At 62.3% G+C, this 14355-nt stretch carries 11 protein-coding genes; 3 read left to right on the top strand and 8 right to left on the bottom strand.

All coding sequences use genetic code 11. The features are described 5' to 3' along the window. Nucleotides 1–5 precede the first annotated feature (5 nt). Nucleotides 6–1583 (bottom strand): FAD-dependent oxidoreductase, encoded by a 1578-nt coding sequence (locus tag IPM16_07560; GenBank protein MBK9122967.1) that lies wholly within the window; start codon nucleotides 1581–1583, stop codon nucleotides 6–8. A gap of 6 nt (nucleotides 1584–1589) precedes the next feature. After that, nucleotides 1590–2057, bottom strand: a complete 468-nt coding sequence (locus IPM16_07565; protein MBK9122968.1) for a hypothetical protein — start codon at nucleotides 2055–2057, stop codon at nucleotides 1590–1592. Between the two features lie 93 nt (nucleotides 2058–2150). On the opposite strand from IPM16_07565, the gene IPM16_07570 reads away from it, so the two are divergent. Next, on the top strand, nucleotides 2151–3338 hold the full coding sequence (locus tag IPM16_07570) for an MFS transporter (GenBank protein MBK9122969.1): 1188 nt from the start codon (nucleotides 2151–2153) through the stop codon (nucleotides 3336–3338). Here IPM16_07570 and IPM16_07575 read toward each other — a convergent pair. The 3 genes from IPM16_07575 to IPM16_07585 are packed head-to-tail and all read right to left on the bottom strand — an operon-like array spanning nucleotide 3325 to nucleotide 8193. Then, nucleotides 3325–4755 (bottom strand): WD40 repeat domain-containing protein, encoded by a 1431-nt coding sequence (locus IPM16_07575; protein ID MBK9122970.1) that lies wholly within the window; start codon nucleotides 4753–4755, stop codon nucleotides 3325–3327. The two genes, IPM16_07570 and IPM16_07575, sit on opposite strands and share 14 nt — an antisense overlap. A 1-nt stretch (nucleotide 4756) precedes the next feature. Then, the gene (locus IPM16_07580; GenBank protein ID MBK9122971.1) at nucleotides 4757–6739 is read right to left on the bottom strand and encodes a glycosyltransferase family 39 protein; all 1983 of its coding nucleotides are present in this window, start codon (nucleotides 6737–6739) and stop codon (nucleotides 4757–4759) included. Next, complete coding sequence (locus tag IPM16_07585; protein MBK9122972.1) at nucleotides 6736–8193, bottom strand: hypothetical protein; 1458 nt, start codon at nucleotides 8191–8193, stop codon at nucleotides 6736–6738. The genes IPM16_07580 and IPM16_07585 overlap by 4 nt, the downstream gene beginning before the upstream one ends. A gap of 211 nt (nucleotides 8194–8404) precedes the next feature. Here IPM16_07585 and gyrA point away from each other — a divergent pair, with 211 nt between their 5' ends. Beyond that, nucleotides 8405–10927, top strand: a complete 2523-nt coding sequence (gene gyrA, locus IPM16_07590; GenBank protein MBK9122973.1) for a DNA gyrase subunit A — start codon at nucleotides 8405–8407, stop codon at nucleotides 10925–10927. 29 nt (nucleotides 10928–10956) lie between these two features. On the opposite strand, the gene IPM16_07595 is transcribed toward gyrA, so the two are convergent. Together IPM16_07595 and IPM16_07600 are read right to left on the bottom strand one after the other, a co-directional pair. After that, the gene (locus IPM16_07595; GenBank protein ID MBK9122974.1) at nucleotides 10957–11421 is read right to left on the bottom strand and encodes a vitamin K epoxide reductase family protein; all 465 of its coding nucleotides are present in this window, start codon (nucleotides 11419–11421) and stop codon (nucleotides 10957–10959) included. 47 nt (nucleotides 11422–11468) lie between these two features. Beyond that, nucleotides 11469–12470, bottom strand: a complete 1002-nt coding sequence (locus tag IPM16_07600; GenBank protein MBK9122975.1) for an NAD-dependent epimerase/dehydratase family protein — start codon at nucleotides 12468–12470, stop codon at nucleotides 11469–11471. Between the two features lie 96 nt (nucleotides 12471–12566). Between IPM16_07600 and IPM16_07605 the strand changes: the two genes are divergently transcribed. Next, the gene (locus IPM16_07605) at nucleotides 12567–13136 is read left to right on the top strand and encodes an HDIG domain-containing protein (GenBank protein ID MBK9122976.1); all 570 of its coding nucleotides are present in this window, start codon (nucleotides 12567–12569) and stop codon (nucleotides 13134–13136) included. Nucleotides 13137–13147: 11 nt separating this feature from the next. Here IPM16_07605 and IPM16_07610 read toward each other — a convergent pair whose 3' ends face one another. After that, on the bottom strand, nucleotides 13148–14200 hold the full coding sequence (locus tag IPM16_07610; GenBank protein ID MBK9122977.1) for a LysM peptidoglycan-binding domain-containing protein: 1053 nt from the start codon (nucleotides 14198–14200) through the stop codon (nucleotides 13148–13150). Between the last annotated feature and the right edge of the window lie 155 nt (nucleotides 14201–14355).

Here is a 14355-nt window from a genome sequence, read left to right on the forward strand (position 1 = left end):
TCGACTCACGAGTCAATGTCCTGCGGCGAGTCAGGATTGACCGAATTGGCGCGAACGGCAACGATGCTGGCGCGGCTCGCACGCAGGGCCAAACTGCGCTTGACATCTTCGGCAACGCGCAGCGCACCGAGCGAGACCCCAGCGGTCGACTGGCCCGGGAAGATCGAGTCTCCGACGAGGCGCAGGTTCGCGACCCCTGTGCGCGGGCCGCGTGCCTTGAACAGCGACGTGATTGGAAACCCGCCGACCAGCCCGTCATGACGATCGGTGTAGTACTGATAGGTCACCGGTGTACCCGGCAGGGCCAGCGCAATGCCGTCACGAAGTCCTGGCAGAATGCCATCTACGGCAGCGATGATCTTCTCGCTGTAATCGTCCTTCTTCGCGTAGTATGCGTCGCGGTCGCTTTCAAGCTCGTGCCACCATTGTGACGGATCGGTATGCGTGGTGATGGTCACCGCCCGCATGCCCTCGGGCGCTCGGGTATCGTCCCACTCAGGCGAAACTGACATGAAGATACTGCGTGTCTCGCCCAACGGCCCGTCAAGATCGAGCAGAATCTGGTGATGATCCGGGTACCCGGTCGGGAATACGTCGCAATCGACGCCGAGGTGGAGCACGAACGCACCCCATCCGCGTTTCGGCCGTGAAATCTCGCGCTGCAGCTTGGGCGGGGTGTTCGACCCAAGCAAGCGAGCCGCATCCCACGGGGTCGTGTTTGCGACTACGAAATCGGCCGGCATGAACAGCTCCTCGGTCGAATGCCGGCTGCGTGTCACCCACACGCCAACGATGCGGCCGTCGATGACCTCGAGACGTGACGCCCGGTGCCGGTAAAGGATTTCGCCGCCATATCGACGCAGCGTATCCACAAGCGTTTGGGCCAGACCGCCGATTCCACCTCGTACATGGTAGACGCCCTGACGCGCGAGATCGAGCGCCGTTGCGCCCCACAGCGCATTGACGTGCCTGCTCGTTGTCTGCGCGCTAATCAAGAGCTGGCCGTCAAGAAAGCGCATGAACTGCGCGTCATGGGTCAGGCCGAACCTCGCGGCCCAATCGTATACGGTTGCAAAGACGTACGGCACGGCTTGTAGATCATCCGGAAAGTTGCCCAGCGCGATCCGCGCGAGCCGCATGGCCTCGTGGCCCGAAGTCGGCGGCCACGGCATGTTCTGCGCGGACAAGCGCCACGTCAAGTTCGCGAGACGGGACTGAGTCTCCCAGAACTTGGCGGTATGCGGAAACTTCGCCAGCACGTCCGCGTTGTCCGCTGTGAGCGAAACCTGCGTGCCCGGCAAGTGTACGACCCACGCGGGGTCGTGACGCCTCACCGGCCACTGGATGTTCAGCGCTTCGCCCACGACGTGATGCGGTCCGTTGGGTTGAAACCCGCCGGCGACCGTCGCACCGCTCTCGAATCGATAGCCCATGTGCGTCCACGTGCTCGCGCATCCTCCCGGATAGGTCTGCGCCTCGAGCACCTTGACGTCATAGCCTGCCTGCGCCAACAGAGCCGCCGTGGTCAACCCACCGACGCCTCCGCCGATCACGATGACTTGCGATACGACTTTGGTTGCCACGGCGGCCTAGTTCTCCACTGCTCGTGCCGTCCGCCAGTGACGGTACGCGAAGAGGATCTGCAGCGGGATACCGTCGAACATTAGACGTGTGAGAATGCCTCTCAGCCCCGGATGGTGCGCAATCGTGATTCGGTCGGTCAACGCCGCGCCGCCTTCGACGTCCTCCATGATGTGCTCATGGTTCCAGTACGCCAACGGACCCTTAACCTGATAGTCGCGAAAGCCGGTGCCGGTATCCAGCGAGGCATGGCGCGCCGTCCAACGGACGGGTAACGGCCCGAACCACAACGTGAACTCGATCTCACCTTCGGTGATTGAGGTGCGGCGATCGTCATGAAGCCGCATGAAGATCGGTGGCGGCGTTAACTTTCGCAGCGCACTTGGATCTTGATGGAAAGCCTGCAACTGCGCTAACGTCATCTTGAATACGCTGCGCTTTACGAAGACGTGTGTATTTGCTGGTAGAACAGTCACGGTGATTCCCTTCTCGATCAACGAGAAGTGTAGCGGAACTTCCCTAGCCCGGACTAACAGCACACTGAATTCTCGATAAGACGGATACGTTCCATGCCCTCGTCAGCAAGCCGCCGCTGGACTCTTCTGAGCCTGTGGCTCCCGTTCTTTGTGTTCGGCGTTGAGATCGCGAGCGTTGGCCCGCTGCTCAACGAGTTTTCCGCCAAAACCGGCGCCTCGATCGAATCACTTGGCACACTGTTCACTGCACAGTTTCTGCTTGGCCTCGTGTCGACAATCCTGGCCGGCCCCGCGATCGACCGATTCTCGTCGCGCCCGCCCCTACTCGTCGGCATTGCGCTGTTCGCGGCAGGCATCGGAACGCTGGCAATCGGCGAATCCCTCGTGGCGCTGCTGATTGGCGCGGCATTGTTCGGGCTTGGCGGCGGATTCATCGACATCGGCGGCCAGCTCATGATCTTGCGTTTGTATCGTGATGAGGCCGCACGTCCGCTCAACTCAATGCACTTCGTATTCAGTCTCGGCGCTGTAGCCGGCCCTCTGCTTGCTGTGCAGGCAAACCGTCTGCTGGGCAGCGGCATCGCGATGTTCTGGCTGGCCGTCGTGCTTCTGCTCATCGCCCTGCCAGCCCTTACTATCGTCGGCCCGCGTAACCTGCGCGGAGAAGTGCAGCAGTTGGGCGAACGCAGCATCTTCCGGTCGCCGACCTTGTGGCTGCTCGCAGCCGTTTTCCTACTGTATGTCGGCATCGAGGTCGGCGTCGGCGGGTGGACAACCGAGTTCACGTTTAACGCGGGCGTCTTCGACCGCGATCAGGGTGGCGTTCTCACCAGCCTGTACTTCGTCGCATTCATGGTTTCACGCTTGATCATGACCGCTGTGGGGTCACGGGTGTCGTTCCAGCGACAGTTTGTACTGGGAGTCGTGCTGTCTACGATCGCGTCTGCGCTCTACGTCTTCAGCGGTAGCAGTGCCCCGCTGATCGTGATCTCTACGCTGCTGCTCGGTTTCGCCTTCGGCCCGATCTATCCGGCCGGGTTTGCGCTGCTTGCCCGGCGTTTCACGTCTGCGGCTGGGTCGGCTGCGTCCGTCATCGGGGCAGCGGGCAGTTTCGGCGGTATGGTGATCCCGCCGCTGATGGGCGTTTTTCTCGAGCGGCTCGGCCCGGACTCGATGACGACGCTTGTACTGGTTATCTCGGCCATGATGACGGTCGCGGCACTGCTCAGCCTACGCGGCGTACGGGCGGCGCTGGTCATCCGACCGGCTACTGCGCCGTAAACGAACACGAGCCGCCGTCGCTCAGGTTGGGCGTGCCCGGCCCGAACTTCGCATACCCATCGTCGATGGAACGTACCCACGTGACGTCGATGGTCGTCCAGTGGGAGCCTGCGCCAACCTGCCCGACCGGTGCGTACAAGTAGACGGTCGGGTCGCCGCCGTTGGCCTCGTCAGGCGCGATGCGTGACACGAACACCCACGGCCGAACGACGACGCTGTCCAGCGTCAGCACGAATACCGCCGCATCGAGGTATTCGCGAACCTGCGCCTCGGTCGCGGCGTACCAGCTCCACACCAAACTGACCGTCTGCCCGCCAACCGGTGGCACCGCACTTGGACCGACACCCAAATCCGAGCAGGCGGCTACGACGTTCACTTGCCTCAGACCTGCGAGGAATTCGGCATCGAAGCTCGAATCCTCGGCTGACCACAAGCGCAGCGCCCCTCCGCCGACCGATGCGATCAGTGTGCCGTCCGGGCTGATCGCCACATCGCGCACGCCCGGATGAGCCAACGTCTCGACGGCAAAGGCATCCCGGTAGTGCCACACGACGACGGCGCTCTGCTCCGGAGAACGTCCTATTCCAGCGCCAGCAAGCAGATTGCCTCGCGGGTTGACGTCCCAGCCGTAAACCTGGCTGAACGCAGCCGGCAGCGCATACTCGGCTTCAACCGCGCCGTCGGCGGTCGCGCGTCGGGCAAAGGAGATCGGGCCGGCAGCAATCTGCGTTACGATCGATCTCTGCCCGGCCGGGGCGGCCGCAGCGCGCAGCACCGAATGCCCCTCCTGTTGAGAAACCAACGGTGACATTGATACAGTCGATTGGCGAAGGACAGGGTCGAGAATGACACCTCCCCCTAATCCGTCCGAGACGACGATAGACTGCCCATCGCGTGAGAATGCCACGCCTTCGGCCGGCGCCGTCACCGGCATGCTCGCAACCGAGCGATCCGTCACCGCGATGACATCGACCGTGGACTGACGGGTCAAGACCGCAAGACGCGAGTCATCGGGGCTGACCGCGATACGGCGCGCATCGACCACATAGCGTGCGGCAGTTGCGCCTGTGTCGACGCTCCACGTCGTAATGCTGCCCGCTTGAGCGATATACAGCAGCGCTCCGGACCGACTGAACGCCAAATCGACGACAGGCTGCGCGCTGCGGAGGCGGACCGGCTCGGCAGTCCAATCTGCGACCGTGAACAACAGCACATCCACATCATCGACGACGGCAAGCAGCGACCCGCCCGGCGACCACACAATTCGATCGGCACGGATGGAGCGCGCCATATACAACGACGCATCGACGACCGCTTCCGGCGAAAGCCGGCTGCGCGCCGGCAATCGAACAGTCTGGGCCGACGCGATCGTGGCGACAACCAGCATCAACACAACTACAATCAAGAATCGACGCACGTTAGTCCCCCGGGCGCACCCGGACGCGGCCAAGCAGCACGCGGTCCATGCCATCCGTCCCGTCGATCGTCAGGCGTTCACCTGTGAGCGTGTCGTAGATTCCCAGCGACACGACATAGCGACCTGAAGCGGACGGCCCCATAATGACAAAATTGTCCTGCACGATGACCGTTCCTGCGATCCACTGATTCGACGGCATTCCCATCAAATCACGCTGCGCATGAATCGTGCCGTCGCGGTTGAGGACGTGGACAAAGACGCTCAACGGCCGATCGTCTCGGGCCAGCGGCCGCAGGTAGAGCTGCAGGTTGACACCGTCGAATTCGGTCGCGATATCCCGGTCTGCCAGTTCGAACCCGATCAGCTCGACCACGCCGCCGAACGTCACGGGAAGCGTGAGCGAGTGGGCGTACTCAGCGAGGTCGCCGCGACCGAGTTCAATCTGCGGCCAAACATACACAGGAGACGCGGCGGCCGCCGCGATTCGCTGGCTGAGGCCGCCGGTGGACGCGAGATCGAAGCGCTCGAATGCAACGCGCCCGAATTGGTCTGCGATCGGTTCGCCGGGCACAGCACCCATGTCCGGCGCGGCAAACGGTATGTGTGGCGGGCTGAGCGGACTAAGGGCCGACAATGCTAACACCGCACCTTCACCCAGCGCGACCGTCGTGTCCCCGTCGAAGAATCCGACCCGGTGCATCACGTCCGACGCGTACAGCGAAAAAGTCAGCGCGTCCTGCTCGACATCGGGTGTACTGACCAACCACGGGCGGTCGTCTGCAGCCACATGGCGTGCCAATTGTTCAAGATCGTCGCGATAGATGGCCGAGACCTCGGGCAGTTGAGCCCATGTCGAGAAGTACGCCGGCACGTCCAGCACCGCCGTAAGCCCAATCCCGGCAATCATCACAGCTGGCGCGAGACGACCGGGCAGCAGCGCACAGCCAAACGCGAACGCAAGTGCGACTGCCGGCATCAGCGCGACCAAGCGCAGGTAAGCAGGTGCCGACACGGTGAGCAGGCTCGGCACAATGCCAGCGGCAATCACGCCGACCCAATACGCGTACTCCGGGCGGCGACGCGCACGCCACACGATGACTGCAAGGCCGGCGTATGCGATCAACCCGACTGGAAGCGCAAACAGCGGCCGGTCCGGGATGTTGTAGCGTGCTTCGGGGTCACCGGTGAACGCTAGCATCCCGGCGATTCGCAGCCCGTTATCGATCAGCTCTTGCGGCCGGCCCTCGAGCGCGTCGGCGAATGGACGCGTGATCGAGCTCGACCGGTTGAAGCCCTCAGGATCGGTTACGCGCGCGAAGATCATCGGAAGGCCGACCGCCGTGCCTATCACTGCCACGAGCACCCAGCGCCCCGCCGTCTCCCACCATATCCGGCGTGCCCTGATCACGGCGATAAGACCGGTAGCAGCGGCGCCGGCCCACAGCGCAAACGACGACGTATACGTGTACAGTGCTGCGCCCATGACTGCGCCGACGACAACCGCAGCCGAAACACGTGGCCGCTTCGCGAGGGAGATAACACACAGGCCCAGCAGCGCGGCAAACACCGGCAGCATTCCTGCACGAAGGCTCACACGGCTCGTGAACACTCCCCACATACTCACGGCAAGCAGTCCGCCAGAGGCGAGGCCGACCGAGCGCCCGCCGAGGCGAGCACCGAGCCGGGTCGTCAGCGCAACCGTCAGCATCCCCATAATGAACGCCGGGAACTTGATCGCTGCGACGTTTGCGCCAAACAATGCCGCCGAGGCGGCCAGCATCCACACATAGCCGCCTTCGTGACCTTGATTCGAAGGATAGAAGATCCGGAAGTAGCCGTCGGCGAGAAACTGACGCGCCTCGAGCGCCTTGAACATTTCGTCATGCTGGAGGCCGGGAGGAACTTCACCGAATGCGGCGAAACGCAATACGCCGGCCAGCAGCAGGATCGCTACGGCTGCGCCCAGCCCCCAGCCACGACTCACGGCAGGCCGCGGGCGGCTTGCGGCAGCATGTAGAACAGTGGCCGGGCCTTGGTGTACTGCACGTAGTCGTCTGCCATAACGAGCAGGCTGTAGCCAGCAATCTCGTCACGGTTCGCTAACGTAAACGGATTAGCGTAGTTCAGATTCCACAGGAACATCACGCCGATGTCCGAACGCGAAAGCCCGATCTCGAAAGCGCGAATGGCGAAGTTCGCCTGATCGATCGGCGAATTCTCGGACATCCACAGGTTGTCGGCCTGCGGTTCGGGGATGCCGACACCAAGATCGTCCCACGACGTCCAGCCGAATTCCGTCACCCACATCGGAATTCCGCCGTGCCCATTACGGTTCATGATCGCCCGCGTATCCTCGATCGTGTCGAGGAAGAAGAACTGCGGCTGATCGTCCCATCCGCGTTCCGGCGACGGGTCACAGCAGCGTGCGTCGGGCGGGTTGGCCCATCCATACGGATGCACGCCGATCACGATGTCCTGATAACGCCCGAGGCCGGCGTCGTACATCTCTTGCAGGAATTGGCGGTCGTTGCGCGTGCCTTCGCTGTTCCCCGTAGGCGCAAGCCCGGACGTCACGATGATAATGTCGCTGCGGTAGCCACGGATCGCGCCGTATGCCGGGCCGAAGAGCTGCATGTACCCTGCCCCGGTGAACGGGTACTGGTCGGTCACCCAGTCGATCATCAGGTTCGGCTCGTTCCAGACCTCGATCGCGTCCACGATCGGGCCCATTTTGGTCTGCAGCAGCATGGTCAGGAAGTTGCCCAGCTCCTGCGGATCGTTGGGCGGGCCGGAGAACTCGTTGGTAGAACGCGCCCAGTTCGGAGCCTTCGCAACGCTGAACAGGATCTTGAAGCCGAACTGATCGGCCGTCTCGATGTTGATCAGGAACGTGTTGACCCGATCCTCATTGGGATCATAGCCATTAGGCTGCAGATAGTTCCAGTCAACCTGCACCTTGATCCACTCTACGCCCAACTCTTTGGCACGCGTCAAGCTGGCATCCCACTCGACACGGCCCATGTTGCTCGCGAGCTGGATGCCCATGCGCGAACTGTCCAACTGCGGGATCGGGGTCGCTGTTGCCGTCGGTGGGCCTGCCAGCGGGTCAGGCGTCGGCGAGTTGGTGGGCCGGGTCGGGATCGGCGTCCAGCTTGGCCCCGGCGTGAACGTCGAGGGGCGTGGCGGGACGGTCTCGGTAGGCGGGCCAGCGGTGAAGCGCGGCGTGCTGGTCGGCTCGATCGTGTAATCGGCGCCCACAGCAGGCCCGAGCGTGACCGGCGCGCGCGTATCCGTCGCCTGCACCTGCGGCGCAAGCGTATTGATCGCCGTTGGCCCGGCCGCCTGCGGCGTCGGAGTCACGACAAGGACGTTTGGCTGTGGAAGTATCGTGCAGCCGACACAAATCAGCAGCAGCAGTAGAATTGCAGGTCGTCGCATTTAGCGTTCCATCTCAGTGGTGCGTCGTGCGCAGTCTACCATAACGCACGGCGGACGTTCCAGCATGTACGGGCCGCGCTACTCGTGCGATTCCCCGCCGTTTATGCTACAATAGAACATAATTTCTGCTATTCACCGGATCGCTGGTTTGCGTTAGACTACGCGGCGACCGCGCCGGTCAAGAGCAATCCTACAGGACGCCCTGATTCTTATGGACAACGGACATACCCGTCAAATCACGATCGAGCAGGAAATGCGTGACGCGTACATCGATTATGCGATGAGCGTGATCGTCTCGCGCGCGCTTCCTGATGCACGCGATGGCCTAAAGCCGGTCCACCGCCGCATCTTGTACGCCATGTACGACATGGGCGTGCGGGCCAACACGCCTTACAAGAAGTCCGCGCGTATCGTTGGCGAGGTGCTTGGCAAGTATCACCCGCATGGGGACGGGGCGGTGTACGAGTCGCTCGTGCGTATGGCGCAGAACTTCGCCATGCGCTATACGCTGATCGACGGTCAGGGCAACTTCGGTAGCATCGACGGCGACAGCGCCGCGGCGATGCGTTATACCGAGGCTCGTATGGCCGAGGTCGGCGACGAATTGATGGCCGATATCGAAAAAGAAACGGTCGATTTCGGCGACAACTTCGACGGGAGCTTGCAGGAACCGCTCGTCCTGCCCTCGACCGTGCCGAACCTGCTGGTCAACGGCGCCACCGGCATCGCGGTCGGCATGAGCACAAACATCCCCCCGCACAACCTCGGCGAAGTGGTCGACGCGCTGATTTACATGCTTGACCGTTGGGACTCGTATGAAGACCTGACGACCAACGACCTGATGCAGTTCGTGAAAGGGCCGGACTTCCCGACCGGCGGCCTCGTCTATCATCACGAAGATGGTGCCGAGGAAGACGGAGACAATCCTCTGGTCGCGGCGTACGCCACCGGCCGCGGCAAGATCACCATACGCGCCAAGGCGCATATCGAAGATATGGGGCGCGGCAAGCAGCGCATCATCGTCACCGAGCTGCCCTATCAGGTCAACAAAACGTCGCTGGTCGAACGCATCGCGTATCTGGTGCGCGAGGGCAAACTCGAGGGACTTTCCGACCTTCGTGACGAGTCCGACCGACAGGGCTTGCGGCTCGTGATCGAGCTGCAGCGCGGCGTCGACGCGGCCGAAGTGCTGGTGCGTATGTACAAGCTCACCCAGCTCCAAGAGACGTTTGGCATCATCATGTTGGCGCTGGTCCACGACGAGCCGCGCATCCTCTCGCTCAAGCAGCTTTTGCGCGTGTATCTCGATCATCGGCTCGAGATTGTGCGCCGTCGCAGCGTATACGACCTCGCCAAAGCGCGGGCGCGCGCGCACATTCTCGAAGGTCTGCTCAAGGCCATCGACGCGATCGAAAAGGTGATTCGCACGATCCGGTCGGCAGCAGATGCGGAGGCCGCGCGCCAAGGACTCATCAAGCTGCTTGGCATCACCGACGAGCAGGCCCAGGCCATTCTCGACATGCAGCTGCGCCGGTTGGCCGCCCTCGAACGGGCCAAGATTCAGGAGGAGTACGACGAGAAGCTCAAGCTGATCGCGTACCTCGAAGGGTTGCTGGAGAGCCAACCGCAGATGCGCGGCGTGATCGCGCAGGAGCTGCGCGACGTGCGCGCCGCGTATGGCGACAAGCGCCGCACCGTTATCGTAGACAGCACCGCCGGTACCGGGGCCGCCGAGGCGCTCTTCCTGCCCGAAGAGCCGGTCCTGTTGGCGGTAAGCCACAGCGGACGGATTGCGCGCATGACCGGCCAACAGGTCCCGCGAATTGCCGCCGACGTCAAGGATCCCCCGCGCGAGCTGGTGGAAGGCTCAGGCAATCACGTCGTTTACCTGATTACGACGCGTGGTCAATGTGCGACTGTTCCCATGCAACAGATTCCCGAGTTGGAAGACGTCGCCGCTGCACCGATGTTCCATGAGCTAAGCCCGTTCAGTTCCAGCGATGAACTCGCCGCCGTGCTGAGTCTCCCCGCCGGCAACGAGACGGGTTACCTGTTCATGGCAACTACACAGGGCATGGTCAAACGTGTGCGGCTGTCGGACTTGCCCGGGCTGGTTATGAAGCCGTTCCCGGTGATGAACGTCGCCGAGGACGATGCACTTGGATGGGCCTATACGACGACTGGGGCGAACGACGTGCTGCTGTCTAGCTCGGCAGCACAGGCCATTCGCTTCTCGGAAAAGGACGTGCGCCCGACTGGTCTCCCTGCGGGCGGCATGAAAGGTATCAAGCTGCCAAACGAACGGGCACGAGTGATCAGCGCGCACGTCGTCGCAGACGGGCTGTTCGTCGTCGCGGTCAGCGATGACGCGGTCGCGAAACTGTCGGCAGTGTCTGACTATCCTCAGCAGGGACGCGCCGGCGGAGGAGTCATTACCATGCGCCTGCCCAAGTCCAGCCGCGAACTTGCGGCCGCCGGCGTCATTGACGCAGACGGTACCGTCTATCTGCTAAGCAACCGCGGTAAGGCCGTCAAGGTCTCGGCGAAGCGCATCCCGCAGGTGATCCGCGGCAGGCCCGGCGGCGACATACTGATGTCGATGGATCGCAAGGACGAACAGATGGCGAAGGTCGTCACCGTCACGCCACGATTTGTCGCGCCGGAGCCGACGGATGAGAATGGCGGGGCCGGCGAGACCGACGAGGCCGCGGCGGAACCCGCTGCCGAGCTATAGGCGATGACACCACCAGAGATTAGGGCGCGTCAGCGCAGCGAAAGGAAGTGCCGCCTGACGCGCCATATTGCCAGAACGAGCAGCCCGGAAATCGCGACCTCATGCGTGAGGCACCAAATGCACCATGCGTGGATGATGTTGGCCTGCGCGTAAACGAGCCACATCGAGAAAAGCCAACCGAGCAGCACGACTCCGAAGAAAAGAATCTCGCCGTTTGACTCGAGGATTGCCACGCGGCCCCGCCCGAATTCGAGCACAGCGAGAGCAGCATACATCAGAAGCCCCAGCACGGAGACCGGTATTCCTGCGATCTGGCCGATCGGATGAGCTTGCACCGTTTCGCAGTTGAAGGCGGTGCCTTCAACACAAGCGACCGGGATGTCCGCAAGCTTTGTGTACGACAAGTACAGGCTGACGGAGAACCCAACGGCGATCAGAAGCAGGGCGACGACGCCAAATGCGCGAGGACTCGACGGCGAGGCGGATGTTTGCATGAGCAGACCTCCCCCCGGTGCATCTGGCTAGCTAGAATCAGTTTACGCTAACCGTGATTGGCACGCCATAGGTCCAATACACGCGATTCCTTGTCCGCAGCGAGGCCGGCGCGCGGCGCATAGTCTGAAGGCCGAGTTGCCGTCCAAGCCAACAGGTCGCGCACGGTATCGACCAGTGGTCGGTTTCGCAGTCCCGCGTCAACAGCCCGTTTGACCGACACTTTCGACATGTGCGCAAAACCCGCTTCGCTTTCCGGGATCCACAGCGGAAGTTCCATCCACATCTGCACGTCGTTGTCGGACAAGAATTGGGCGTCGACGTAGATCGGCGCGGCGTCGCTGCCCGTGACCTGCTGCACCGCTTGGACGACGTCACCGAACAACATTTGTTCGCTGGTGACGTTGAACGTGCCAGCAGCGCCTGATTGTGCCATCCGCAGCACCCAGTCGACGATGTCGCGCGCGTCGATCACCTGTACGCGATATGCCGGGCTTTCCGGCGCGAGGAAGTCCCCGCCGCGCTGGATGCGGGTCGCCCAGTATGTGAAGCGATCGGACGGATCGTACGGCCCTACGATGAGACCGGCACGGACGTTGAGCGCCTTTCCCGGGAACGCATCCTCGACAACCTGCTCGCACAGTGCCTTCAGGGGGCCGTACGTCTCGTTGTTGACTTCGGTGACGGTCGGATCGTCAATCGTGCCAACCGGATAGGTTTCATCGATTCCGGGCTGCATGAAATCCCGATACACGCTGATGCTCGAGATGAAGACGTAGTACCCGACGGCCCCGTGCAGGGCGTCCACGGTTTGCCGGACGACGCCGGGCAGGTAGCCGCTGGGGTCAAATACAGCGTCCCACGTGCGTCCCGCCAACTTGGCGAGATCGTCGGGGTTCGTGCGGTCGCCCGTGATCGTCTCTAGGTCAGGAAACAAGTCCGGGCCGGACATCCCCCGGTTAAACAACGTCACTTCGTGTCCGTCGGCAACCGCCTGTTCGACAAATGCACGACCCAAGAAACGTGTACCGCCAATCACAAGCCACTTCACGATGGATTCCTTTCAAGATTCTTCCAATGTTGTATTCCAGTCTAACACGCTTGCAGCGTGCGTTACAATCCCAGCCGGATCTTGAGGAGGTCACCGATGAATCGCGAAGATGCATGGGCGCTAGTCACGGAGTACACCGAAAGCGATTCGCTTCGCAGGCACATGCTCGCCGTCGAAGCTGCGATGCGCGCCTACGCCCGCCACTTTGGCGAGGATGAGGAGCTTTGGGGGCTTGTCGGGCTGCTGCACGACTTCGACTACGAGAAGTATCCGGACATGGAGAATGGCGGCCATCCGATCGTCGGCAGCCGCATTCTGCGTGAGCGTGGCGTGAACGAGGTCGTCGTCAGGGCAATCCTGTCGCATGGCTACGAACGCACCGGCGTCATGCCGGAATCGTTGATGGAGAAGTCGCTCGTCGCCGTGGATGAACTTACCGGTTTCCTGACAGCCGTTACGCTCGTGCGCCCGTCAAAGAGCATCGCCGAGGTCGAACTCAAGTCGGTCAAGAGCAAATGGAAGGACAAGGCATTCGCCCGCCCAGTCAACCGGCAGGAGATCGCGCATCACACCGAAGCGCTTGGCGTGCCGCTGGACGAGCACATCGTGCGTGTGCTCGATGCGATGAAGGCCGAGGCGGCGGCGCTCGGCCTTGCGGGGAGCTAGATCACGGAACGCTAGATCTTGACGTGAACCGGCGTGCCGATGGTGGCCCAGTTGTACAGCCAGTACGCGTCGGCATTGGTCAGGTTCACGCAGCCGTGGCTCATGGGCTGGCCAAAGTTGTTATGCCAGTACGTGCCGTGTAGTGCGTATCCGGAGTAGAAGTACTGCACCCACTGGACACCCGGCAGGTAGTAGCCGGGCCCACTCATCGTCTGCGAGTCGAGCCGGTAGTACACCTTGAAATCGCCGGTCACCGTCGGCGTGGCCGGCAGGCCGGTCGATGCGATCGCAGTCCAGACGAGCGTACCGTTTTCGAAAGCATAGACGCGCTGCTCGCTGAGGTCAACAACGACCTGCTTACCTTCGGTGATGGTCGCCTGCGGCGGCGTAACTGCAGCGAGCGCGTCGGCAGACGAGCCGGTTGACGCGTCGGCGGTGCGGCCGGGGATGACGAGGCTGGTACCGGCATAAACGTAGTTCGGGTTGGCGATATTGTTGGCTGCCACTAACGCCGATAGACTGACCCCGTAGCGCGTCGCAACTGCGCCCAGCGTCTCTCCCGCACGGAGGGTGTGCATTAGCGGCGGTGCAGAAGCCTCGACCGCCGCCGCTGCATCTGTCTCGGCTGCGGCCGACGCTTCCGTCCAGATGCTCAGGACTTGACCGTATAGGATCAGATTCGGATTGGTGATGTTGTTGGCGCGCATCAGCAAGTCCACCGATACGCCGTATCGGGTGGCAATCGCGTTCAACGTCTCGCCGGGGCGGATCGTGTGTTGAATCGGCGCCGAAGCGACAAGCGGGTTTGCCACATCGACATCGCCGGTCGGGTCTTCCAACCCCGGGATGACCAGCACCTTCCCGATGTCGATACGCCACGTGAATTCGATATCGTTGGCCTCTGCCAGTTCAGCAACCGTGACGCCATAGCGTAGGGCGATGCTGTAGAGCGAGTCGCCATACCTCACCGTATAGGTTTGACCACTGCTCTGCTCTTGTGCCACCGCGGACTGAGCGACCAACACCATTCCGATCACCGCTAGTAGGAAACGCATCGAGCGCATGGCCCCCTCACATAAACCCTTGTTACGCGTACCGGCGCACGATTATAGAGAGCGCGCGGCGCGAGTGCTACTAATCGTCAGGGTTCCGTCAATTGCCGGCACCGATGATTGTGTTTACAATTCGGCGGTGTCGTCCACGCATTAGAAAACGACTG

The sequence above is a fragment of the Candidatus Flexicrinis affinis genome, from assembly GCA_016716525.1.
Classification (GTDB): domain Bacteria; phylum Chloroflexota; class Anaerolineae; order Aggregatilineales; family Phototrophicaceae; genus Flexicrinis; species Flexicrinis affinis.